A 21,395-nucleotide genomic window follows, 5' to 3' on the forward strand; every position below is an offset into this window, starting at 1 on the left:
CTAGGGTTTCGAACCTAGCCAGGAACGGGCTCCGATTTGAAGGGGGCTGCATGGACCGCGGCATGCCGGGGGACAAGAACCGGCAGCAGTTGACGGTCACCGTGCGGCACGTGGGTGCGAGCGCGGTGATCGCTCCCGCGGGTGAGCTTGATCACCACTCCGCCGCCACGCTGCGCGAGGCGCTCGACACCTGCGTCTCCGGCGGCCATTCCCGCATCGTCGTCGACTGCTCGGGGCTGGAGTTCTGCGATTCCACCGGGCTCAACGTCCTGCTGGGCGCCCGGCTCGCCGCGCAGGCCAAGGGCGGTGAGGTGCACCTCGCCGGGATGCGCCCGATCGTCGCCCGGGTGCTCGAGATCACCGGTGCCGGTGCCGTGTTCACCGTGCACAGCAGCCTCAACGACGCCCTCGCCTCGCTCCCCGCCGACTAGCTGTCCCCAGCCGCGGCCCGGCTTGTGGGCTTATGGGGGGAGGCCGCCTGGCCTGGTGTGTCCGGCGCCACCCCGCTCGCGCCTGGTGCCCGCTGTACGGAAACCGTTGCGCGGGTCACACTATTGGGCGGCTCGGACGGGTGTGCACCGCGCCGGCCAGGGCAGGAGCCCAGTCACGCCGGACAGCACGACAGCCACCGGCGGGATCACGGTCACTTCCTGCCCGACGTGGGCGAACAGGACGGTGAGGGGAGGCGGCATGAGTGCGACCCGTCCGTACCCGGCTGGCGACTGGGGCGCCGAGCCGTCCTCCCTGGCGCCCGCCGCCCCGCCACGGCAGGTGCGGCGGCTCATGCTGACCGGCGTGCCCGGCTCCGTCTCGCGCGCCAGGGAGTTCACCCGCAGGGCCCTGCACGACTGGGGCTGGCTGCCCGCCGAGACCCCCGAGGGCCGTGCCGCCGCCGAGGACGCCCTGCTCGTCGTCTCCGAACTGGTCACCAACGCCTGCCTCCACGCCGGCGGCCCGGAGGAACTGCGCATAGCCCACGCCGCCAAGCTGCTGCGCGTGGAGGTCGCCGACCGGGGCGAGGGCGGGCCCGAGCTGCAGACCTCGCGCCGCGCCGGCCGCCCGGGCGGCCACGGCATGTTCATCGTGCAGCGGCTGTGCCTGGACTGGGGCACCATCCGCGACGCGGACAGCGGCCAGAAGACCGTCTGGGCGGAGCTCGCCTCTCCCGAAGCCTCCTGACCACCGCCCCAGCGGCCTTGCGCCCCGCGGCGCGCGCCGCAGACGTCCGCCCCCGCGCCCGTCCCGCCTCGTTCTGTCCCGGACGGCCGGAACGGCGGGCGTCTACCATCGGGCCATGACCCGAGTTCTGCTCGCCGAGGATGACGCCTCCATCTCGGAGCCGCTGGCACGAGCGCTGCGACGCGAGGGATATGAGGTGGAGGTACGGGAGGACGGCCCCGCCGCGCTGCGGGCCGGACTCCAGGGGGACGTAGACCTGGTGGTGCTCGACCTGGGCCTGCCGGGCATGGACGGCCTGGAGGTCTGCCGCAGGCTGCGGACCGAGGGCCTCGGGCTGCCGGTACTCGTGCTCACCGCGCGCGCGGACGAAGTGGACACCGTCGTCGGCCTCGACGCCGGAGCGGACGACTACGTGACGAAACCATTCCGCCTCGCCGAGCTGCTGGCCCGGGTGCGCGCCCTGCTGCGCCGCGGCACGGCCGACCCGGCCCCTGCGCCCGCCGTCCACGGCATCCGCATCGACGTCGAGTCCCACCGGGCGTGGATGGGGGACGAGGAGCTCCACCTGACGGCCAAGGAGTTCGACCTGCTGCGGGTGCTGGTCCGCGACGCCGGCCGGGTCGTCACGCGCGAGCAGCTCATGCGCGAGGTGTGGGACACCACCTGGTGGTCCTCGACCAAGACGCTCGACATGCACATCTCCTGGCTGCGCAAGAAGCTCGGCGACGACGCGGCCAACCCCCGCTACATCGCGACCGTCCGGGGAGTGGGCTTCCGCTTCGAGAAGAGCTGAGCGGTCCGTGCGCCGCCGCCTGATCGTCTCCACGCTCGCCGTGGTGCTCGTCGTCATCGCCGTCTTCGGCCTGACCCTCTTCTTCGTCGAGGTCCGCACCATCGAGAAGAGCGCCGAGGAATCGCTCCAGGCCGAGGCCGCCCGCCTGGTGGCCCACGTCGAGAGCCGCATCGCGGCGGGCGAGCCGGTGACCGCCGGGGAGATGAGCGCCTCGGCGCCCGCGGACAGATACGTCGTGATCGAGCTCGCCGGGCAGCCGCCGGTGACGCTCGGCGAGGACCCCGGGGACGCCGGGGTCACCCAGGCGTCCCAGACCGGCGTCCACGGCGAGACGGTCACCGTGCAGCAGCCCCGCAGCGTCGTCACGGACGAGATCGGCAGGATGTTCACCATCATCCTGGTCGTCTCGCTGCTGGCCGTGGCCGCCGCGGCGCTGCTGGCCGTGCGCCAGGCCCGCCGCGTCGCCGCGCCGCTGACCGACCTGGCCGAGACCGCCGAGCGCCTCGGCTCGGGCGACCCCCGCCCCCGCCACCGCCGGTACGGCGTCGAGGAGCTGGACCGCGTCGCCGACGTGCTCGACGCCAGCGCCGAACGCATCGCCCGCATGCTCACCGCGGAGCGGCGGCTCGCCGCCGACGCCTCCCACCAGCTGCGCACGCCGCTGACGGCGCTGTCGATGCGCCTGGAGGAGATCATCGCCACCGACGACGCCGACACCGTCAAGGAGGAGGCGGCGATCGCGCTGGCGCAGGTGGAGCGGCTGACGGACGTCGTGCAGCGGCTGCTGACCAACTCGCGCGACCCCCGCACCGGCTCGGCCATCGCCTTCGACGTGGACGAGATCGTCAAGCAGCAGATCGAGGAGTGGAAACCGGCCTTCCGCAGCGCCGGGCGGGCCCTGGTCCACTCCGGCAAGGAGGGGCTGCGCGCGGTCGGCACGCCGGGCGCGGTCGCGCAGGTGCTGGCCACGCTCGTGGAGAACGCCCTGATGCACGGCGCGGGAACGGTCGCCCTGCGCACCCGCACCACGGGCAACCAGGTGGTCGTGGAGGTCACCGACAACGGCCCCGGGGTGCCGACCGAGCTGGGCGCCCGCGTCTTCGAGCGCACCGTCAGCGGCCGGAACTCCACCGGACTGGGCCTGGCGGTCGCCCGCGACCTGGCCGAGGCGGACGGCGGGCGCCTGGAGCTGCTCCAGTCGCGGCCCCCCGTGTTCGCGCTCTTCCTCAGCCGCGAGGCGGACAAGGACTGACGCCACGGCTCCGCGGGGCCCGCGCCCCGGGGCCGCCGGCTAGACCGCCAGCGGCGCGCGGTCGCGGTCCCCGGCCGCCGGGGCGGCGGGCGCGGGCGGCACGGCGCGGAAGACCCAGGTGCGGTAGGACCAGAAGCGGAACAGCGAGCCGATGCCGAGCCCGATCACGTTCTTCGCGAGGTTGTCGGCGAGCGGCGAGGTGAAGCCCAGGCCGTAGTGGGAGAGCGCGAGCACGCCGTTCTCCAGGACCATGCCGGCGCCCGAGAACAGCAGGAACAGGCTTGCCTCCCGCCGCCGCCGGGTCTTGTCGCAGTGACGGTAGGTCCAGTAGCGGTTCCCGGCGTAGTTTGTGCACACCGCGGCGGTGGTCGCGATCACCCCGGAGCGGACCGGAGCCAGGCCCGCCGCGTGCGCGCACAGGTTGAACACCAGCACGTTGACCAGGAAACCGAAGGCGCCCACGGCGCCGAACCGGGCGGCTTCCCGCGCGATCCCCGGGAGCCTGGCGCGTGCGGAGTGCGGGCCCCTCATGCCGGTCATGCTAGGAGACAACGAGGGGCGCCGCGCCCGGGTTCCTCGCCCGCCTGCCGCGCTCCGGCCAGGCTGTGGGAGCCGGTCGATACGCTGGGGGCGTGACATTCCCGGTAGTCGGCATGATCGGAGGCGGGCAGCTGGCCCGCATGACGCACGAGGCGGGCATTCCGCTCGGCATCAGGTTCAGGCTTCTCAGCGACGGCCCGCAGGACTCCGCTGCCCAGGTGGTGCGGGACGTCGTTGTCGGCGACTACCGCGATCTGGACACGCTGCGCTCCTTCGCCCGGGGCTGCGACGTGATCACGTTCGACCACGAGCACGTGCCCAACGAGCACCTGCAAGCTCTGGTGGCCGACGGCGTGACCGTCCGTCCCGGCCCCGGCGCGCTGCGGTACGCGCAGGACAAGGGCGCCATGCGCGCGCGCCTGACGGAGCTGGGCGTCCCCTGCCCCCGCCACCGGATCGTCACGGACCCCGCCGACGTGTGCCGGTTCGCCGGCGAGGCGGGCGGTTTCCCGGTGGTGCTGAAGACGGTGCACGGCGGGTACGACGGCAAGGGGGTGTGGGTCGTCGGCTCCGCCGCCGAGGCCGAGGCGGCTGCCGGGCCCGGCGGCCCGTTCCGGGCCGGGGTGCCCGTGCTGGCCGAGGAGAAGGTGGACTTCGCCCGGGAACTCGCGGCCAGCGTGGTGCGTTCCCCGCATGGGCAGGCCGTCGCCTACCCGGTCGTGGAGTCGGTCCAGACCGGCGGCGTGTGCGACACGGTGATCGCCCCCGCGCCCGGGCTCGACGCGTCGCTGGCCGTGGCGGCCCAGGAGCTGGCGCTCCGCCTCGCCCGCGAGCTGGACGTCGTCGGGCACCTGGCGGTCGAGTTGTTCGAGACGCGCGACGGGCGGGTGCTGGTGAACGAGCTGGCGATGCGCCCGCACAACTCGGGTCACTGGACGCAGGACGGCGCCGTCACCTCGCAGTTCGCCAACCACCTGCGGGCCGTGCTCGACCTGCCGCTGGGCGATCCGCGGCCCCGCGCGCCCTGGACGGTGATGACGAACGTCCTGGGCGGTGATTATCCCGACATGTACCCGGCGTTCCTGCACTGCATGGCCCGCGACCCGGGCCTGAAGATCCACATGTACGGCAAGGACGTGAAGCCCGGCCGCAAGGTGGGGCACGTCACCGTCTGCGGCGAGGACCTGGCCGACGTCCGCGCACGCGCGCGGCACGCCGCCGACTACCTGCGCGGCGTCATCGACGAGTGAGACCGCCCGGCGCGCCCGGGCCGCGGGAACCACCTGCCGCAGACACGAACTGAGGGGAGACCTATGAGCAGCCCGGCGCGGCCGCTGGTCGGCATCGTGATGGGATCGGATTCGGACTGGCCGGTGATGCGTGCCGCCGCTGAGGCGCTGGCGGAGTTCTCCGTGCCGTACGAGGTGGACGTCGTCTCGGCGCACCGCATGCCGCAGGAGATGCTCGCCTACGGGGAGCAGGCGGACGGCCGCGGCCTGCGGGCAGTCATCGCGGGCGCGGGCGGCGCCGCCCACCTGCCGGGCATGCTCGCCGCCGTCACACCGCTGCCCGTGATCGGCGTGCCCGTGCCGCTGAAGCACCTGGACGGCATGGACTCGCTGCTGTCGATCGTGCAGATGCCCGCCGGGGTCCCCGTCGCCACGGTCTCCGTCGGCGGCGCGCGGAACGCCGGGCTCCTCGCCGTCCGCATGCTGGCCGCCCACGATGCGGAGCTGCGCGCGCGGATGCGCGGCTTCCAGGAGGAGCTGCGGCAGCTGGCGGCGCGCAAGGGCGAGCGGCTGCGCGCCTCGCTGGCCGGCGGCACGGACGGCACGGCCAGCACGGCCAGCACGGACAGCCCCGTGGGGAGCGGGAAGTGACCGCCGGGGCCGACGCGCTGGCGCGGGCGCGGGAGCTGCTGACGGTGCACCCCGTCGTCGACGGGCACAACGACCTGCCCTGGGCACTGCGCATGCAGGTCGGCTACGACCTCGGCCAGCGCGACCTGGCCGAGGACCAGTCGGCGCACCTCCACACCGACCTGCCGCGGCTGCGGGCCGGCGGCGTGGGCGCGCAGTTCTGGTCGGTGTACGTGCCGGGGGAGTACGCGGGTGACGCCGCCGTGAGCGCCTGCCTGGAGCAGATCGACGCGGTCCTCGCCCTCGTGGCCCGCTACCCGGAGCAGCTGCGGCTGGCGCTGACCGCCGACGACGTCGCCGAGGCGCGTGCCGAGGGGCGCATCGCCTCGCTGATGGGCGCCGAGGGCGGCCACTGCCTGAACAACTCGCTCGCCACGCTGCGGGCGTTCCACCGGCTCGGCGTGCGGTACCTGACCCTGACGCACAACCAGAACAACGACTGGGCCGACTCGGCGACCGACGAGCCGCGGCACGGCGGGCTCACGGCCTTCGGCGAGGAGGTCGTGCGCGAGATGAACCGCCTGGGCATGCTCGTGGACCTCTCGCACGTGTCGGCGGACACCATGCGCGCCGCGCTGCGGGTCACCGAGGCGCCGGTGATCTTCTCGCACTCCTCGGCGCGCGCCGTCTGCCCGCACCCCAGGAACGTGCCGGATGACGTGCTGGCGGCGCTGCCCGCGAACGGCGGGGTGGCGATGGCGACCTTCGTGCCGAAGTTCGTGCTGCCGGAGGCCGCCGAGTGGATGGCGCGCGCGGATGCGCACCTGCAGGCGCACGGGGTGGACCCGCTCGACATGGGGGAGCGGGCCCAGCGGCTGCGCGCGGAGTTCGAGGCGGCGAATCCCCGGCCCCGCGCCACCGCCGCGACCGTCGCCGACCACCTGGACCACATGCGTGAGGTCGCGGGCATCGACCACATCGGCCTCGGCGGCGACTACGACGGCACGGCGTTCGTGCCCGACGGCCTCGAGAGCGTGGCGGGCTACCCCCGCCTGATCGCCGAACTGCTCGACCGCGGCTGGTCCGAGGCCGACCTGGCGAAGCTGACGTGGCACAACGCGGTGCGCGTGCTGCGCGACGCCGAGGCCGTCGCCCGGTCGCTCGCCGCCAGCCGCCCGCCCTCGCTGGCGACCATCGAGCGGCCCGGCGGGCCGGGCGCCGGCCCCGCTGAGGCGGGGTGACTGGCTGGGACGAGCCCGCCATGACGGGGTTTTCGGCCAGACACCCGTCACGGACGGTGCTCGTCCGGCGACGCAGCCGTACGGTGAGAAGATGCGCCGCACTGCGTGGCAGACGCTCCTCACGCTCGTGGCCGCCGCCGGGCTGGTCGCGGGCGGCCTGGGTACCCCGCTGTCCTGGGCCCGTGGTCCGGGCCAGACGCTGGAGCTGACGGTCCTCTCCTCCCGCCCGGACACCGTCACGGGCGGCGACGCGCTCGTCGAGGTCGCGCTGCCGCCGGGCCTGCCGCCAGGCGCCGTCGAGGTGCGGGCGGGCGGGCGCGACGTGACCGGAGCCTTCCGTCCCGTGCCGGGCCGCCCCGGCGCGCTGCGCGGCCTGGTCACCGGCCTGCCGCTGGGCACGACGACGCTGACGGCGGCGGCGCGCGGCCCGTCCGGGCGCCACGTGGGCCCCGCCCGCCTGACCGTCACCAGCCATCCGCGGACCGGGCCGGTGTTCTCGGGGCCGCACCAGACGCCGTTCATCTGCGACACCGAGCGGTTCGCCCTGGTCGCGGGCGGCGTCCTGGGCCCGCCGCTGGACGAGGACTGCTCGGCGGAAACCCGCGTCGACTACGTCTACCGGACCACGGACGGCGAGCTGCTGCCGCTCCCCGACGGGGTCACCAGACCCGCCGACCTGGCCTGGACGACGACCAGCACCGGCGCGCGGGTGCCGTACATCGTCCGCGTCGAGACCGGCACCCTCAACCGCGCCATCTATGAGACCGCCGTGCTCGCCGACCCGGAGCTGCCGCCCCCCGACGCCTGGCACCGCTCGTCCGGCTGGAACGGCAGGCTCGTCTACACGCTGGGCGGCGGCTGCCCGCGCGGCTGGTACGTGCAGGGCGACGCGACCGGGGGCGTGACGCATGACGGGCTGCTGCGCCAGGGCTACGCCGTGGCCTCCTCGTCCCTGAACGTCTTCGGCAACAACTGCGACGACCTGCTCGCCGCCGAGTCCCTGGCGATGGTCAAGGAGCGCTTCATCGAGGCGTACGGCCCGCCCGAGTTCACCATCGGCTGGGGCTCCTCGGGCGGCTCCTACCAGGCGCACCAGATCGGCGACAACTATCCCGGGCTCCTCGACGGCGCCCTGGTCGGCGCCAGCTTCCCGGACGTCAGCTTCGGCACCGTGCACACCCTCACCGACGCCTGGCTGCTCGACCACTACTTCCGCGAGACCGCGCCCGGCACGTTCACCAGCGAGCAGCAGCGTGCCGTCGCCGGCTTCGGCACCTGGGAGAGCATCGGCAGGCTCGCCTCGGCCGCGCGCCGGATCGACCCGCGGGTCTACTGCCCCAGCCAGCTGCCGCAGGACCTGCGGTACGACCCGGTCCGCAACCCGGACGGGGCGCGCTGCGACGTCTACAGCCACGCCGTGACCTCCTACGGCCGCGACCCGGAGACGGGCCTGGCCTACCGGCCGCTGGACAACCGCGGCATCGAGTACGGGCGGCAGGCGCTGACGGACGGCGTCATCAGCGTCGACCAGTTCCTCGACCTGAACGAGCGGATCGGCGGCTTCGACGCCGACGCGAACATCGTGCCCGAGCGGACGGCCGCCGATCCCGAGGCTGTGGCGGCGGCGTACCGCACCGGCCGGATGCTCAACGGCGGGGCCGGTCTGGCCGGGATGCCGGTGATCGACTACCGCGCCTACGCCGACGACAACGCCGGAGGCGACCTGCACATGCGGTTCCAGTCGTTCGCCACCCGCGCGCGGCTGGAGAAGGCCAACGGCACCAGCGCCAATCACGTGATGCTCGTGGAGGACGACCGCGACGGAGAGCGCGGCTTCACCTCGGACAACCCGGTGCTGGCCTGGGCGCTGTCGCAGCTCGACGCCTGGCTCACCGCGCTGCAGGCCGACGACGGGCCCGGCACGCCGGCCGAGCGCGTGGCCCGCACCAGGCCGCCGGGCCTGACCGATTCCTGCTTCGACCCGGTGACCGGCGAACGCATCGCCGAGCCGCAGGTGCCCGGCGTCGGCACGACGCGGTGCAATACCGCCTTCCCGGTGTGGTCCTCGCCCCGGATGGTCGCCGGGGCGGGCATGGCCAACGACGTGATCGTCTGCGAGCGGCGGCCGGCGGACCCGGACTCCTACGGCGTGCCGATGACCACGGCGCAGCGGGAGCGGCTGCTCCGCGTCTTCGCCGAGGGGGTGTGCGACTGGTCGCGGCCGGGCGTGGGCCAGCGCGGTCTCGGCGGCACCTGGCAGTTCTTCTGAACGCCGGGCGCGGCGAGGCGCCGGGCTACGGCCGCCAGCCGGTGCGGGCCGCCCAGGACTCGGCGAGCTCGGTGAGCAGGTCCGTGACCGGGGCCATCACCTCGGCGTAGCCGCTGTGGCCGGCGACGGCGGCCGCCAGGGCGCGCTGGTAGCCGCTGTAGCCGGGGACCGCCTCGGGGTGCGCGCGGAACCAGTCGCGCAGCAGGAGGGCGCGCCGCTCCTCCGGCGAGCCGCTCAGGTGGGCGGACACGCGGGCGTCGCCGTCCGGGTGGCCGCGCCGGCACCACACGCGGGCCCGGCCCGCCGCGGGCGCGCCGTCCCAGCCGGCGGGGGCGTGCTCCGGCTCGGCGGGGCAGCGGGTGAAGCCGAGCCCGGCCAGCGGCGCGTCGAAGCTCTCGGCCGCGCGGTCCAGGTTCCGCACGCTGACCTGGAGGTCGATGACGTCCTGGGACGCCATGCCGGGCACGGCCGTGCCGCCGACGTGGTCGACGCGCACGGCTAACGGGCGCAGCGCGCTGCGAAGGTCCTCGCACAGTTCGGCGCCGCGGGTGGCCCAGGCGGGGCAGGCGTCGATGATGACGGGGCGCCGCACGCGCCGTAATCCGGACATATGAGAATTTCCCCTCCATTTGTTTTCGCTGGGACGCCGCCGTGACCGAATTCACGAGGAGGCCGCTGGCCGGCCGGGCGGTATGGCGCCCGTAAGTAACCCCGTCCCCGCCAAGTGGTCCCTGAATGCTGGTACTTGACCGCCATTTCGCTCACAGAGCCATTGCGTCCCGCTTTGCCCTGTGATTATGGCCTGGTGCGGTCGGTAACGGAATCGGCCGTGCGGTAGATGCCGATCTTGGGTGAGTGGTCCCCGTTTTCTTGTGTCGTCCGAATTGGACGGTCTACGGTTCTGGCCGCGTCGCATCCGCGGCGCCCCGCTGCCGGACGCCGAATCCTGTCGACGGCAGCGGAACGGCAGAACCATCCGCGCGACAGGAGCGGGGGACCCACGACCGCCGGGCGTGCCGCACGCACGCCGGCTTGGGGTGAAGCCGCCGCCGACGCGGGGCGCACCGCGCCCGCGTCCAGCCGCGGCCGGGCGACTCCGGCCCGAACCCGACAGCTCACCTCGCAGGCGTTGGAGAGGAGCACACCTATGTCCGCACGCGGACGTCACCGCCGGGAGCGCGCCCGCCGCGTTACCCGCGTCTCCCTGATGCTTACCGCGGGCGGGGCCGGCGTGGCCCTCCCGCTGCTCGCCGCCGGTGGCGCCAGCGCCGCCGCGCCCGCCGCCCAGCCGGTCACGGCCCCGCACCAGGCGCCCCAGGGGGCCGCTGAGGACGAGGGCTCCGGCGTGTACACCGTCGTGAGCGGCGACACCCTGTTCAAGATCGCCACCAGCAACGACGTGGACGGCGGCTGGCGGAGCCTGTACGACGCCAACCGCGACGTGATCGGCGACGACCCGGACGTCATCTTCCCGGGCCAGGAGCTGCGCCTGGACGGTGCGCCGGCCTCCGGCGCCGCTGAGGAGGCTCCGGCTGAGGAGGCTCCGGCTGAGGAAGCCCCGGCTGAGGAGGCTCCCGCCGAGGAAGCGGCCGCGGGTTACACCGCCCCGGTCGCCGGCGCCGTGACCACCGGGTACGGCGTCGCCGGCGCGATGTGGTCCTCCGGCTACCACACCGGCATCGACTTCCCGGTCGCCACCGGCACCCCCGTCGTCGCCATCACCTCCGGCGAGGTCGTCTCGGCCGGCAACGGCGGCGCCTACGGCAACGAGGTCGTCATCCGTCACGACGACGGCCACTACAGCCAGTACGCCCACCTGTCCTCGCTCGCCGTGAGCGCGGGTGAGCGCGTGACCACCGGCCAGCAGATCGGCCTGTCCGGCGCCACCGGCAACGTGACCGGCCCGCACCTGCACTTCGAGGTGCGGACCGGCCCGTCCTACGGCTCCGACGTCGACCCGCTGGCGTACCTGCGGTCCCACGGGGTCGCGCTCTGACACCCCCGGCGCTCGCCCCCTGATGTGCGCCGGTATCAGCGGCCCAGCCGCTGGTACCGGCGCACCGCCATGGGCGCGAAGACGGCCGTCAGCGCGGCCGGCCAGAACAGCGCCAGCTCCGTCGCGTGCGCCGTGGCCCAGCCGCCGCCCGAGACGCCCGGGTTCCCGAACAGGTCGCGCGCGGCCGTGACCGTCGCCGACAGCGGGTTCCACTCCGCCACCGTCCCCAGCCAGCCCGGCATCAGCTCCGGTGCCACGAAGACGTTCGACGCAGCCGTCAGCGGAAACGCCAGCGGGAAGACGAGCAGGCTGACCCGGTCCGGGTCGCGCACGAGCAGGCCCAGGTAGATCCCGATCCACGTCACCGCCACCCGGAGCAGCAGCACCAGCGCGAGCGCGAGCAGCGCGCGCCCCGCCCCGCGGTGCCACTCCCAGCCCACCAGCAGGCCGCAGCCGACCAGCACCGCGGTCTCCAGCAGCGCCCGCAGCAGATCAGCGGTGCCGCGCCCCGCCAGCAGCGCCGACCGCGCCACCGGCATCGCGCGGAACCGGTCCACCACGCCCCGCCCCGTGTCCGTCGCGATGGCCGTGCCGGTCGCGCCCATGCCGTAGAGCATCGTCATCGCGAAGACGCCGGGCAGCAGGAACTCCCGGTACCCGCCGCCGCCCGGCACGGACATGCCGCTGCCGAAGACGTAGCCGAAGACGAGCACGAACATCACGGGCAGCGAGAAGTAGAGGCCTATCTCCTCGGGCGAGCGCGCCACGTGCGCCATGTTGCGCCTCGTCATGATCCAGCTGTCGGCCACGGTCCAGCGCAGCCGCGTCGCCAGGGTCATGCCGCCTTCCATGCCGCCTCCGCCTCCGCTCGGGTGTGCCCGCCGGCGCGGGTCAGGTGCAGGAACGCCTCGTCGAGGGTCGGGCGCCGGGTGCCGATGTCCTCGACGTCCACGCCCTGGTCGTGCAGCGCCCGGACCATGTCCGTCAGCGCCGTCACCCGGTCCGCGACCGGCACGCTGACGCGCCGCGTCTCGGGGTCGGTCTCGGGCGCGCCGTCACCGATCCGTGCCGCCAGGGCGGCCGTGCCGGGCAGCCAGGCCGTGTCGCGCACGACCACCTCCAGCCGGTCCCCGCCCGTCATCGTCTTCAGCTCGTCGGCCGTGCCCTCGGCGACGACCCGTCCCGTATCGATGACGCTGATCCGCCCGGCCAGCTGGTCGGCCTCCTCCAGGTACTGCGTGGTCAGCAGCACCGTCGTCCCCTCGGCGACCAGGGCGCGGACCGCGTCCCAGACCTGGTTGCGGCTGCGCGGGTCGAGGCCGGTCGTCGGCTCATCCAGGAACAGCAGCTGCGGCCTGGTCACCATGCTGGCCGCGAGGTCCAGCCGGCGCCGCATGCCGCCCGAGTACTGGCCGGCGCTCCTCCCCGCCGCGCCGGTCAGGCCGAACCGCTCCAGCAGCTCGTCGGCGCGCCGCCGGGCGGCGCGCGGGCGCAGCTTCGCGAGCCGTCCGAACATCACCAGGTTCTGCCGGCCGGAGAGCTGCTCGTCGACGCTCGCGTACTGGCCGGTCAGCCCGATCCGCGCCCGCACCTCGTCGGGCTGCTCGGCCACGTCGAAGCCGCACACCGTGGCCCGCCCCTCGTCGCAGCGCAGCAGCGTCGACAGCACGCGCACCGCCGTCGTCTTGCCGGCGCCGTTGGGCCCCAGCAGGCCGTGGACCGTGCCGGCGGGCACGGTCAGCTCCAGCCCGTCCAGTGCCGTCGTGGCGCGCCGTCTCCCCCCGTACCGCTTGCGAAGCCCGCGGGCTTCGATGGCGTGGCCGCTCATCTCGCACCCCCAAAACCGTATACGCCGTAGTCTACACCATACACAGTTTTAGGATGGCGTCAACGACGGACGGGACGGGGAGGCATGGCGGAACAGCGCCGGGACCTGGAGCTGACGGTCCAGCTGCTCTGGCGCGGGAAGCGGCCGGGCAGCCGGGGGCCGCGCGGCAGCCTCACGCTCGACGAGATCGTGGGCACGGCGATCGCGATCGCCGAGGACGAGGGCCTCGCCGGGGTGTCGATGCGGAAGATCGCCGAGCGGCTCGGCGTGACGACGATGACGCTCTACCGGTACGTGCCGGGCAAGGAAGACCTGCTGGACCTGATGTTCGACATGGGCACGGGACCGCCGCCCGCCGAGGACTGGCCGGAAGGGTGGCGCGAGGGCCTGTCCGCGTACGCGCGCGCCACCTACGAGAAGCTGCTGGCGCACCCGTGGCTGCTCGACATCCCGCTCCAGGGGCCGCCGCTGGGGCCGAACAACCTGGCCTGGATGGAGTCGGCGCTGGCGGTCCTTGAGGGCACCCACCTGCGGCCGGACCAGAAGATCGGCGTGCTGATGCTGGTGACCGGCTTCTGCCTGAGCGAGGCGAGGATGTCCGTCTCGCTGGAGCGCTCGGCCTCGCACACCGGCGTGACGTACGAGGAGTGGGGGCGCGTCTACGAGCGGCTGCTGCGCGACGTCGTGCGCAGCGGCCGTTTCCCCTCGCTCGCCAGGGTGCTGGCGGACGGGGCCTTCGCGGAGGAGAGCGAGGGGCCGGTGGAGGACTTCGAGTACGGCCTGGCCATCCTGCTGGACGGCATCGCGGCCCTGATGCGCGCCAACGCGCTCGACGGCCCGGGCGGGGCGGGGGGCCGTCCTGCCCCGCCTGCCCCGCCGGCCCCGCAGTCAGCTCAGGGGCGCGCGCGCCCCTGAGCGGATGGGTAAGGGCCCGCCGTCAGGGCAGCTTCCGCGCCATCACCAGGCGCTGCACCTGGTTGGTGCCCTCGTAGATCTGGGTGATCTTGGCGTCGCGCATCATCCGCTCCACCGGGTAGTCGCGCGTGTAGCCGTAGCCGCCCAGCAGCTGCACCGCGTCCGTGGTCACCTCCATGGCCACGTCCGAGGCGTAGCACTTGGCGGCGGCCCCGAAGAAGGTCAGGTCGTCCTCGTCGCGCTCCGACTTGGCGGCGGCGGCGTACGTCAGCTGACGGGCCGCCTCCAGCTTCATCGCCATGTCGGCGAGCATGAACTGCACGCCCTGGAAGTCCCCGACCGGCCTGCCGAACTGCTTGCGCTCCCTGACGTACCCCTTGGCGTAGTCCAGGGCGCCCTGCGCGATGCCCAGCGCCTGCGCGGCGATGGTGATGCGGGTGTGGTCCAGCGTCCGCATGGCGGTGGCGAAGCCGGTGCCCTCCTCGCCGATCATCCGGTCGGCCGGGATCCGGACGTTGTCGAGATAGACCTCGCGGGTCGGGGAGCCCTTGATGCCCAGCTTCTTCTCCGGGGCGCCGAACGACACGCCCTCGTCGCTCTTCTCCACGACGAACGCCGAGATGCCGCCCCGCGTCCGCTTGTCCGGGTCGGTGACGGCCATCACGGTGTAGTACTCGGAGACGCCGGCGTTGGTGATCCAGCGCTTGACGCCGTTGAGCACGTAGTGGTCGCCGTCGCGGACCGCACGCGTCTTCATGCCGCCGGCGTCGGAGCCCGCGTCCGGCTCGGACAGGCAGTAGGAGAACATCGCCTCGCCCCGGGCCAGCGGCGTGAGGTAACGCCGCTTCAGCTCGGGGGAGCCGGCCAGCATCAGCGGCAGCGAACCCAGCTTGTTCACGGCGGGGATCAGCGAGGAGGAGGCGCACACGCGGGCCACCTCCTCGATCACGATGACGGTGGCCAGCGCGTCGGCACCCGCGCCGCCGAACTCCTCGGGAACGTGGACGGCGTGCAGGTCGCTGGCGACCAGCGCGTCGTGCGCCTCCTGCGGGAAACGCCCCTGCTCGTCCACGTCGGCGGCGTGCGGTGCGATCTTCGCCTCGGCCAGGGCACGGACGGTCTCCCGGAGCATGTCGTGCTCCTCGGCCGGGCGGTAGAGGTCGAAGTCTGCGGCTGAAGCCACGGTGGTTCACTCCTCGCTGGTCTGCTGGCGCTCCGGAGGCACGCTAATAACCGTTAAGTAACTTAATCCTATGACCCCCCGCCGCCTGTGGACAGTGAGGCGGGCGGGAAGGCGAGGCGTTCTATGCTCGGGACCCGCACGCACCTCTCCTCTACCCCGGGAGTCCCGATGCCTACGCGCCCGAAGATCACCGTTATCGGAACCGGGTACCTCGGCGCCACCCATGCCGCCGCCATGGCGGAGCTGGGCTTTGAGGTGCTGGGCCTGGACGTCTCGGCGGAGAAGATCGAGGCGCTCGGCCGGGGCGAGCCCCCGATGTACGAGCCGGGGCTCCAGGAGCTGCTGCGGCGGCACGTCGCGGGACACGAGGGTTCCACCGGGCGGCTGTCCTTCACCACTTCCTACGCCGACGCGGCGGCCTTCGGCGACGTCCACTTCATCTGCGTGAACACCCCGCAGAAGCCGGGGGAGTACGCCTGCGACATGACCTACGTCGACGCGGCGGTCGAGCAGCTGGCACCGCTGCTGACCCGGCCGGCCCTCGTCGTCGGCAAGTCCACCGTGCCGGTCGGCAGCGCCGCGCGGCTGGCGGCCCGGATCGCCGAGCTGGCGCCCGTGGGCGAGGAGGCCGAGCTGGCGTGGAACCCCGAATTCCTGCGCGAGGGCTTCGCCGTGCGCGACACGCTCCACCCCGACCGCATCGTGGCGGGCGTCGCGAGCGAACGCGCCGAGGCGACGCTGCGCGAGCTGTACGCGCAGCCGGTCGCGGAGGGCTCGCCGTTCCTGGTGACCGACCTGCCCACCGCCGAGCTGGTCAAGACGGCGGCCAACGCCTTCCTGTCCACGAAGATCTCGTTCATCAACGCCATGGCCGAGATCTGCGAGACGGCCGGCGGGGACGTGGTGCGCCTCGCCGAGGCGCTGGGGTACGACGACCGCATTGGCCACCGCTTCCTGCGCGCGGGCATCGGCTTCGGCGGCGGCTGCCTGCCGAAGGACATCCGTGCGTTCATGGCCCGCGCGGGCGAGCTGGGCGCCGCTGAGGCGCTGTCCTTCCTGCGCGAGATCGACTCGATCAACATGCGGCGCCGCGCCGCCATGGTGGAGCTGACGCGCGAGACGCTCGGCGGCACGCTGCTGGGCACCCGCGTGGCCGTGCTCGGCGCCGCCTTCAAGCCGGACTCCGACGACGTGCGCGACTCGCCCGCGCTGAACATCGCGGGGCAGCTCCACCTCCAGGGCGCACAGGTCACGGTCTACGACCCCAAGGCCATGGACAACGCCAAGGCTGTCTTCCCCACGCTGCGGTACGCCTCCTCGGCCCGCGAGGCCGCGAGCGGGGCTGACGCCGTGCTCCACCTGACGGAGTGGCGTGAGTTCCGTGAGCTGGACCCGGCGGAGCTGGGCGAGGTCGTCACCTCCCCGCGGATACTCGACGGCCGGAACACGCTGGACCCGGCCAAGTGGCGCAAGGCCGGATGGACGTACCGGGCCCTGGGGCGGCCCACGGCCTGAGCTTCCGCGCCTCCGGTGGGGTTGTCAGGGTCCCGTCATGTCCCTAGAGTCCGCAGCGCATGCGTGCGGGAGCGCTCCCATGACGCCTTGTCCCCCCACTGAAGGAGCACCATGAGTTCTCGTCCACTCCACCGGCCGCGCACCGGACTGCGCGCGGCGGTGACGGCGATCGTGGTCGCCATCGGGTCGGTGGCCGCTCTCGTCCTCACCTCTCCCGGCGCCCAGGCGCAGACCGAGATCTGCGAGAAGTTCGGCACCACCACCGTCGGCAACTACATCGCGCAGAACAACGCCTGGGGCACCGACCAGCCGCAGTGCATCAGCGTCACCGGCAGCGGCTTCACCGTGACCCAGGCCGAGGGCAGCGTCCCGACCAGCGGTGCGCCCAAGTCCTACCCGTCGGTGTTCCTGGGCTGCCACTACACCAACTGCTCGCCCGGCACCAACCTGCCGCAGCAGGTCAGCGCGATCGGCAGCGCGCCCACCGACATCTCCTACACCTACGTCGACAACGCGGTGTACAACGCGTCGTACGACATCTGGCTCGACCCGACGCCCAAGACCGACGGCGTCAACCAGCTGGAGATCATGATCTGGCTCAACCGCGTCGGCCCGATCCAGCCGATCGGCTCCCAGACCGGCACCGCGGACGTCGGCGGCCAGCAGTGGGAGGTCTGGACCGGCAACAACGGGTCGAACGAGGTGATCTCCTTCGTCGCCCCCTCCGCTCTGAGCAGCTACAGCTTCGACGTCATGAACTTCGTCGACGAGGCGATAGCCAGGGGCATGGCGACCCAGGACTGGTACCTCACCAGCATCCAGGCGGGCTTCGAGCCTTGGGAGAACGGCGCCGGCCTCGCGGTCAACTCCTTCTCGGCGTCGGTGAACTGACTAACCGTCATTGCTCCGCCGGCTTCGTGGCCGCAGCGTGCCACCGCGCGGTCCGGGCCGCCGCCGTGCGGCGGTGGCGGCCCGGACGGGCGAAAACCGCGTGCGGCCGGGCCGCCGGGCTCCCCACAATGGCGCATGGCCACCCTCGTCGATCACTGGCCCCTGCTGGGGCTGCGTCTTGTGACTCCCCGTCTCGAGCTGAGGCTGCCGCGCGAGGCCGAGCTGGCCGCGCTGGCGGACCTGGCGGCCGGAGGCATCCACGATCCGGTGCGCATGCCGTTCGCCGTGCCGTGGACCGACCTGCCGCCGGCCGAGCGGGCCCGCTCCGTGATCCAGTACTACTGGAGCCGCCTCGGCGCCTGCCAGCCGGCGGACTGGTCCCTTCCCTTCAGCGTCTTCCACGACGGGACGGTCATCGGTCAGCAGGAGATCAGCGCCCGTGATTTCGCGACGACGCGGCAGGCCGCCACCGGCTCCTGGCTCGGTCAGGCCTACCAGGGCCGCGGTCTCGGCACGGAGATGCGGGCGGCCGTGCTGCACCTGGCCTTCGCCTGCCTCGGCGCGCGGGACGCGGTCTCGGGCGCCTTCGAGGACAATCCCGCCTCGCTGGCGGTCTCTGTGAAGCTGGGCTACGAGCGGGACGGCATCAACCGCCTCGCGGTGCGCGGCGAACGCGTCACCGAGTACCGGCTGCGGCTGACGCGCGAGCGCTGGGAGGAGCACCGCGGCGTGCCGGTGACGGTCAGCGGGCTCGGGCCGTGCCTGCCGCTGCTGGGTCTGGAACCGGGTCTGGAATCGTAGGGGCGTGTTCTCTCCCGAAGGCCCCAGTCTGCGTGAACTCGCCGTCCAGGCGCTGTCGTCCGTCGAGCGCGGGTATGACCTGCTCGCGCCGAAGTTCGACGCCACGCCGTTCCGCACGCCCGGTGTCCTGCTGGACGCCGTGGCCGGGGCGCTGCGCCCGCTCGGGCCGTTCGGTGAAGGGCTCGACCTGTGCTGCGGCACGGGCGCCGGCCTGGGCGTGCTGCGCCGGGTGTGCCGCGGCCCGGTCACCGGGGTCGACTTCAGCGCGGGCATGCTCGCCCAGGCGCGCCGTGCCCACCCCTGCGCCCGCTTCGTGCGCGCCGACGCGCGGGCGCTCCCGTTCGCCGGCGCCTTCGATCTCGCCGTCAGCTTCGGCGCGTTCGGTCACTTCCTGCCCCGCGAGCGGGCCCCGCTGTTCGCCGGGGTGTACCGCGCGCTGCGGCCCGGCGGCTGCTTCGCGTTCCCCCTGGTGCGTCCGCCGCGCGTCGGTTCGGGCCTGTACTGGGCGCTGTGGGGCTTTGATCTGGCCATGCGGATCCGCAACGCGGTGTGGCGCCCTCCGTTCGTGATGTACTACCGGACCTTCCGCCTGCCGGACGTCCTGGCGGACCTGGCCCGCACCGGCTTCCGCACGCATACGCGGCCGCTGCTGCGGGACAGCCTGCTGCTCGTGGCCCGGCGTCCCGGCGGCTGAGCCGCCGGGACGGACGGAAAACCGCGAGCCGTCCGTCACGCGGGCCGGGCGGGCGCGCCCGTGCCGCCCGTGCCGCGCCGCCTGGCCCGGTAGCTGCGCATCTTCGCGCGCGCCCCGCAGACGCGCATGGAGCACCAGCGCCGGCGTCCCGCCGGGCTCTGGTCGTAGAACGCCCACGCGCAGTTCTCGGCCGGGCACACCTTCAGCCGCTCCCACGTTCCTTCCGCCTGTGCCGCTGCGATGCCGGCGGCCAGGCGGGCGGTCAGCTCGGCGAACGGCGCCAGTCCCGGTGCCGGAACGAGCCGTGGCGTGCCCGAGGCGGTCAGCCGCACGGTCAGCGGGGCCTGAGCCAGCAGCGCGTTGAGGTCCGCCGGGTCGCCGTCCGGGCGGAGCCGGGCGGCGCGCAGCGCCTCGCGCAGGCGCAGCAGCGAGGGCACGTCGCCGGGGGCGAGGCGGGGCAGGCCGTGCTCCCGGGTGAACGCGGTGACGCCCTCGGCGGAGTCCAGCGCGTCGGTTCCCGCTTCGGCGTCACGGGTGTTGAGCAGGGCGAGGACCGGCACGAGCCCCGCTGGTACGTCTCGCATCCTTGCCACGTTACCCCAAGAGTGAAAGCATAGGTAACGCCATTAGTTACCAGTGCACGGCTTCAACAGGTAACCACGAAGGAGTGTGGTCATGGCCATCGCCGCCCTGGGGGTCACCGTCCTGGACTGCCCTAACCCCCGCGCGCTCGCGGAGTTCTACGGGGCCGTGCTCGACTGGCGCGTCAGCGACGGGGAGTTCGGCGACGGAGAGAGCTGGGTCGAACTGCACGGGCCCGACGGGCGCCGGCTGGCCTTCCAGAAGTCCGAGGGGTACCAGCCCCCGCGCTGGCCGGGCACCGAGCACGGCCAGCAGTTCCACCTGGATTTCGACGTGCCGCGCGACCGGCTCGACGAGGCCGAGCGGCAGGTGCTCGCGCTCGGCGCGCGGCTGCTCCAGGGGGACGGCAACGGAAAGCGGGGCTGGCGTGTGTACGCCGACCCCGCTGGCCATCCGTTCTGTCTGTGTGCCGTCTGACGGCGGTGCGCCGCCGCCCGGCGCTCAGTCGCCCTGCACGGTGACTTCCTCGTCGTTGATGAGCTGCTGCATCAGCCGCTCGGTGCGCTCCATGTCCCACAGCACCGCTTCACCCTTGGACGTGGGGTAACCGGGGTCTGCGATCGGCATGTTCATGCGCTCCGCGTTGCGCATCGCGAAGAACGCCTCCCGCAGGTTCCACAGCGACATGTCCTCGTCCACGATGAGCGCGTCCAGCGTCGCGCCGAGCGTCGGGTACAGGCGGAACGGGTTCAGCAGCGTGCCGGGGGATGCGGCCTGGTCGGAGATCGTGCCGAGGAACTCCTGCTGGTTCTTCGTCCGGCCCAGGTCGCCCATCGCCTCCTGGTAGCGCTGGCGGTTGTAGGCGAGGGCCTCGGCGCCGTTGAGAGTGTGGCAGCCCTCGTCGAAGTCGGCGCCCGAGTTCCGGTCGCGTATCGGCTCGTCGAAGCACATCTCCACGCCGCCCAGCGCGTCCACGACGCTGGCGAAGCCGCCGAAGCCGATCTCCATGTAGTGGTCGATGCGGATGCCGAGGTTGTACTCGATGGTGCGGACCAGCAGCCAGGGCCCCTCGTCGGCGTAGGCCTCGTTCAGCTTGGTCTCGCTGGCCGGGATGCGGTTGCCGCTCTCGGAGCCGGTGAACTCGGGGATGGTCACCCACGAGTCACGCGGGAGGCTGACCATCGTGTTCCCGTTCTCGCCGACGTGCAGCAGGATCATCGTGTCCGTGCGCTGCCCGCCCACGCTGCCGGTGTGCAGCTCCTCCTGCTCTTCCTCGCTCAGCCCCTCACGGCTGTCGGAGCCGACGATCAGGTAGTTCGTGCCGCCGCCTCCTTCCGGCCGGTCCTCGACCACGGACAGGTCGACCTCGCGCCGCAGCTTGCTGTCCGCCCAGAAGTAGGTGCCGGTGGCGACGATCACCATCACGATCAGGAGCGCCAGCGCGGAGAACGCCACCCGGCGCGGCCAGCGCCGCTCGCGCGGCCCGTCGTCATACGGGGACGGCGGCTGCGGTGGCCGGGGGGCCTGCGGGCGCCGCGCGCCCCGGTAGACGCGGCCCTCGTTGTACCCCGAGTCGTACGGGGCATCGCCGAAGGAGTCATGATCGCCCGAACGCGGCGGCGGAGGCGGCTGAGGGCTTCTCTGGCCCGCCGGGCGGCCGGGCCGGACGTGCCGCATCACCCGGGCCTGCTCCGGCTCGGCGTTACCGCTGCCTCTGCCGTACCGGTGCCCGCTGCGGTTCCGGTCGTCGTCGGTCCATCCGTCGGGCCAGTCACTCATGACAGGCCAGTCTGCACGCACCACGGGGGCAGGGAGCAAGAGGGGACCGGACTGTGGCACAGCTGATGCAATGCGCCG

Annotated in this window: 21 protein-coding genes, 1 pseudogene and 1 riboswitch; of the genes and pseudogenes, 15 read left to right on the plus strand and 7 right to left on the minus strand. The window is 73.2% G+C overall.

The features are described from left to right. The first annotated feature begins 50 nt into the window (after window positions 1-50). The 4 genes from JK356_RS05975 to JK356_RS05990 all read left to right on the plus strand — a co-directional run bounded on the left by JK356_RS05975 (window position 51) and on the right by JK356_RS05990 (window position 3,224). Entirely contained in the window at window positions 51-431 is a 381-nt protein-coding gene (locus tag JK356_RS05975; protein ID WP_201866489.1) for an STAS domain-containing protein, read from the plus strand. A 259-nt stretch (window positions 432-690) separates the two neighbouring features. Then, entirely contained in the window at window positions 691-1,179 is a 489-nt protein-coding gene (locus JK356_RS05980; RefSeq protein ID WP_201866490.1) for an ATP-binding protein, read from the plus strand. 115 nt (window positions 1,180-1,294) lie between these two features. After that, a complete protein-coding gene (locus JK356_RS05985; protein WP_201866491.1) occupies window positions 1,295-1,972 on the plus strand; it encodes a response regulator transcription factor in 678 nt (225 codons plus the stop codon). A 7-nt stretch (window positions 1,973-1,979) separates the two neighbouring features. Further along, window positions 1,980-3,224 (plus strand): ATP-binding protein, encoded by a 1,245-nt coding sequence (locus tag JK356_RS05990; protein ID WP_201866492.1) that lies wholly within the window; start codon window positions 1,980-1,982, stop codon window positions 3,222-3,224. A gap of 39 nt (window positions 3,225-3,263) precedes the next feature. Here the strand turns inward: JK356_RS05990 and JK356_RS05995 are convergent, their stop codons facing one another. Beyond that, window positions 3,264-3,755, minus strand: a complete 492-nt coding sequence (locus tag JK356_RS05995; RefSeq protein WP_201866493.1) for a GtrA family protein — start codon at window positions 3,753-3,755, stop codon at window positions 3,264-3,266. Window positions 3,756-3,856: 101 nt separating this feature from the next. Here JK356_RS05995 and JK356_RS06000 point away from each other — a divergent pair, with 101 nt between their 5' ends. From JK356_RS06000 to JK356_RS06015, 4 genes are all read left to right on the plus strand, one after another. Then, complete coding sequence (locus JK356_RS06000) at window positions 3,857-5,014, plus strand: 5-(carboxyamino)imidazole ribonucleotide synthase (RefSeq protein WP_201866494.1); 1,158 nt, start codon at window positions 3,857-3,859, stop codon at window positions 5,012-5,014. Window positions 5,015-5,077: 63 nt separating this feature from the next. Next, the gene (purE, locus tag JK356_RS06005) at window positions 5,078-5,644 is read left to right on the plus strand and encodes a 5-(carboxyamino)imidazole ribonucleotide mutase (RefSeq protein ID WP_201866495.1); all 567 of its coding nucleotides are present in this window, start codon (window positions 5,078-5,080) and stop codon (window positions 5,642-5,644) included. After that, complete coding sequence (locus tag JK356_RS06010) at window positions 5,641-6,864, plus strand: dipeptidase (protein ID WP_201866496.1); 1,224 nt, start codon at window positions 5,641-5,643, stop codon at window positions 6,862-6,864. Before purE ends, JK356_RS06010 begins: the two co-directional genes overlap by 4 nt. Window positions 6,865-6,955: 91 nt before the next feature. After that, the gene (locus JK356_RS06015) at window positions 6,956-9,133 is read left to right on the plus strand and encodes a DUF6351 family protein (RefSeq protein ID WP_236670844.1); all 2,178 of its coding nucleotides are present in this window, start codon (window positions 6,956-6,958) and stop codon (window positions 9,131-9,133) included. Between the two features lie 25 nt (window positions 9,134-9,158). Here the strand turns inward: JK356_RS06015 and JK356_RS06020 are convergent, their stop codons facing one another. Continuing rightward, window positions 9,159-9,743, minus strand: coding sequence for a GrpB family protein (locus JK356_RS06020; protein ID WP_201866497.1), 585 nt, complete (start codon window positions 9,741-9,743; stop codon window positions 9,159-9,161). A 317-nt stretch (window positions 9,744-10,060) separates the two neighbouring features. Next, window positions 10,061-10,277, plus strand: a riboswitch (cyclic di-AMP (ydaO/yuaA leader). 3 nt (window positions 10,278-10,280) lie between these two features. On the opposite strand from JK356_RS06020, the gene JK356_RS06025 reads away from it, so the two are divergent. Next, window positions 10,281-11,129, plus strand: coding sequence for a LysM peptidoglycan-binding domain-containing M23 family metallopeptidase (locus tag JK356_RS06025; RefSeq protein WP_201866498.1), 849 nt, complete (start codon window positions 10,281-10,283; stop codon window positions 11,127-11,129). Between the two features lie 35 nt (window positions 11,130-11,164). On the opposite strand, the gene JK356_RS06030 is transcribed toward JK356_RS06025, so the two are convergent. Together JK356_RS06030 and JK356_RS06035 are read right to left on the minus strand one after the other, a co-directional pair. Further along, window positions 11,165-11,968: an ABC transporter permease gene (locus JK356_RS06030; RefSeq protein WP_201866499.1), complete on the minus strand. Its 804-nt coding sequence runs from the start codon at window positions 11,966-11,968 to the stop codon at window positions 11,165-11,167. Continuing rightward, window positions 11,965-12,957, minus strand: coding sequence for an ATP-binding cassette domain-containing protein (locus JK356_RS06035; RefSeq protein WP_201866500.1), 993 nt, complete (start codon window positions 12,955-12,957; stop codon window positions 11,965-11,967). Before JK356_RS06035 ends, JK356_RS06030 begins: the two co-directional genes overlap by 4 nt. Before the next feature lie 84 nt (window positions 12,958-13,041). Between JK356_RS06035 and JK356_RS06040 the strand changes: the two genes are divergently transcribed. Continuing rightward, entirely contained in the window at window positions 13,042-13,872 is an 831-nt protein-coding gene (locus tag JK356_RS06040; RefSeq protein WP_201866501.1) for a TetR/AcrR family transcriptional regulator, read from the plus strand. Window positions 13,873-13,894: 22 nt separating this feature from the next. Here JK356_RS06040 and JK356_RS06045 read toward each other — a convergent pair whose 3' ends face one another. Continuing rightward, window positions 13,895-15,055 carry an acyl-CoA dehydrogenase family protein gene (locus JK356_RS06045; RefSeq protein WP_201866502.1) on the minus strand — a complete coding sequence of 387 codons (1,161 nt, stop codon included), beginning with the start codon at window positions 15,053-15,055 and terminating at the stop codon, window positions 13,895-13,897. A 168-nt stretch (window positions 15,056-15,223) separates the two neighbouring features. Here JK356_RS06045 and JK356_RS06050 point away from each other — a divergent pair, with 168 nt between their 5' ends. The 4 genes and pseudogenes from JK356_RS06050 to JK356_RS06065 all read left to right on the plus strand — a co-directional run bounded on the left by JK356_RS06050 (window position 15,224) and on the right by JK356_RS06065 (window position 18,956). Continuing rightward, a complete protein-coding gene (locus tag JK356_RS06050) occupies window positions 15,224-16,570 on the plus strand; it encodes a UDP-glucose/GDP-mannose dehydrogenase family protein (protein ID WP_201866503.1) in 1,347 nt (448 codons plus the stop codon). A 111-nt stretch (window positions 16,571-16,681) separates the two neighbouring features. Next, window positions 16,682-17,458 (plus strand): annotated as a pseudogene (locus tag JK356_RS06055) (glycosyl hydrolase family 5); the annotation flags it as partial. A 138-nt stretch (window positions 17,459-17,596) separates the two neighbouring features. After that, window positions 17,597-18,262 carry a GNAT family N-acetyltransferase gene (locus JK356_RS06060; RefSeq protein WP_201866505.1) on the plus strand — a complete coding sequence of 222 codons (666 nt, stop codon included), beginning with the start codon at window positions 17,597-17,599 and terminating at the stop codon, window positions 18,260-18,262. Window positions 18,263-18,266: 4 nt separating this feature from the next. Beyond that, window positions 18,267-18,956, plus strand: coding sequence for a class I SAM-dependent methyltransferase (locus JK356_RS06065; protein WP_201866506.1), 690 nt, complete (start codon window positions 18,267-18,269; stop codon window positions 18,954-18,956). 35 nt (window positions 18,957-18,991) lie between these two features. Here the strand turns inward: JK356_RS06065 and JK356_RS06070 are convergent, their stop codons facing one another. Beyond that, window positions 18,992-19,540, minus strand: coding sequence for a CGNR zinc finger domain-containing protein (locus tag JK356_RS06070; protein ID WP_201866507.1), 549 nt, complete (start codon window positions 19,538-19,540; stop codon window positions 18,992-18,994). Between the two features lie 91 nt (window positions 19,541-19,631). Here JK356_RS06070 and JK356_RS06075 point away from each other — a divergent pair, with 91 nt between their 5' ends. Then, window positions 19,632-20,015: a VOC family protein gene (locus JK356_RS06075; protein WP_201866508.1), complete on the plus strand. Its 384-nt coding sequence runs from the start codon at window positions 19,632-19,634 to the stop codon at window positions 20,013-20,015. A 24-nt stretch (window positions 20,016-20,039) separates the two neighbouring features. Here the strand turns inward: JK356_RS06075 and JK356_RS06080 are convergent, their stop codons facing one another. After that, window positions 20,040-21,317, minus strand: coding sequence for an LCP family protein (locus tag JK356_RS06080; protein ID WP_201866509.1), 1,278 nt, complete (start codon window positions 21,315-21,317; stop codon window positions 20,040-20,042). Window positions 21,318-21,395 lie beyond the last annotated feature (78 nt).

It is taken from the genome of Streptomyces sp. 7-21 (assembly GCF_016741785.1).
Taxonomy (GTDB): domain Bacteria; phylum Actinomycetota; class Actinomycetes; order Streptomycetales; family Streptomycetaceae; genus Streptomyces.

Bases quoted from the DNA above. Each gene is read 5' to 3' on its own strand.
- purE (WP_201866495.1), top strand. From the start codon at position 5,078: ATGAGCAGCCCGGCGCGGCCGCTGGTCGGCATCGTGATGGGATCGGAT.
- JK356_RS05985 (WP_201866491.1), top strand. From the start codon at position 1,295: ATGACCCGAGTTCTGCTCGCCGAGGATGACGCCTCCATCTCGGAGCCG.
- JK356_RS06025 (WP_201866498.1), top strand. From the start codon at position 10,281: ATGTCCGCACGCGGACGTCACCGCCGGGAGCGCGCCCGCCGCGTTACC.
- JK356_RS06020 (WP_201866497.1), bottom strand. From the start codon at position 9,743: ATGTCCGGATTACGGCGCGTGCGGCGCCCCGTCATCATCGACGCCTGC.
- JK356_RS06080 (WP_201866509.1), bottom strand. From the start codon at position 21,317: ATGAGTGACTGGCCCGACGGATGGACCGACGACGACCGGAACCGCAGC.
- JK356_RS06060 (WP_201866505.1), top strand. From the start codon at position 17,597: ATGGCCACCCTCGTCGATCACTGGCCCCTGCTGGGGCTGCGTCTTGTG.
- JK356_RS06050 (WP_201866503.1), top strand. From the start codon at position 15,224: ATGCCTACGCGCCCGAAGATCACCGTTATCGGAACCGGGTACCTCGGC.
- JK356_RS06015 (WP_236670844.1), top strand. From the start codon at position 6,956: ATGCGCCGCACTGCGTGGCAGACGCTCCTCACGCTCGTGGCCGCCGCC.
- JK356_RS06035 (WP_201866500.1), bottom strand. From the start codon at position 12,957: ATGAGCGGCCACGCCATCGAAGCCCGCGGGCTTCGCAAGCGGTACGGG.
- JK356_RS06040 (WP_201866501.1), top strand. From the start codon at position 13,042: ATGGCGGAACAGCGCCGGGACCTGGAGCTGACGGTCCAGCTGCTCTGG.
- JK356_RS05980 (WP_201866490.1), top strand. From the start codon at position 691: ATGAGTGCGACCCGTCCGTACCCGGCTGGCGACTGGGGCGCCGAGCCG.
- JK356_RS05975 (WP_201866489.1), top strand. From the start codon at position 51: ATGGACCGCGGCATGCCGGGGGACAAGAACCGGCAGCAGTTGACGGTC.
- JK356_RS06070 (WP_201866507.1), bottom strand. From the start codon at position 19,540: ATGCGAGACGTACCAGCGGGGCTCGTGCCGGTCCTCGCCCTGCTCAAC.
- JK356_RS06075 (WP_201866508.1), top strand. From the start codon at position 19,632: ATGGCCATCGCCGCCCTGGGGGTCACCGTCCTGGACTGCCCTAACCCC.
- JK356_RS05995 (WP_201866493.1), bottom strand. From the start codon at position 3,755: ATGAGGGGCCCGCACTCCGCACGCGCCAGGCTCCCGGGGATCGCGCGG.
- JK356_RS06030 (WP_201866499.1), bottom strand. From the start codon at position 11,968: ATGACCCTGGCGACGCGGCTGCGCTGGACCGTGGCCGACAGCTGGATC.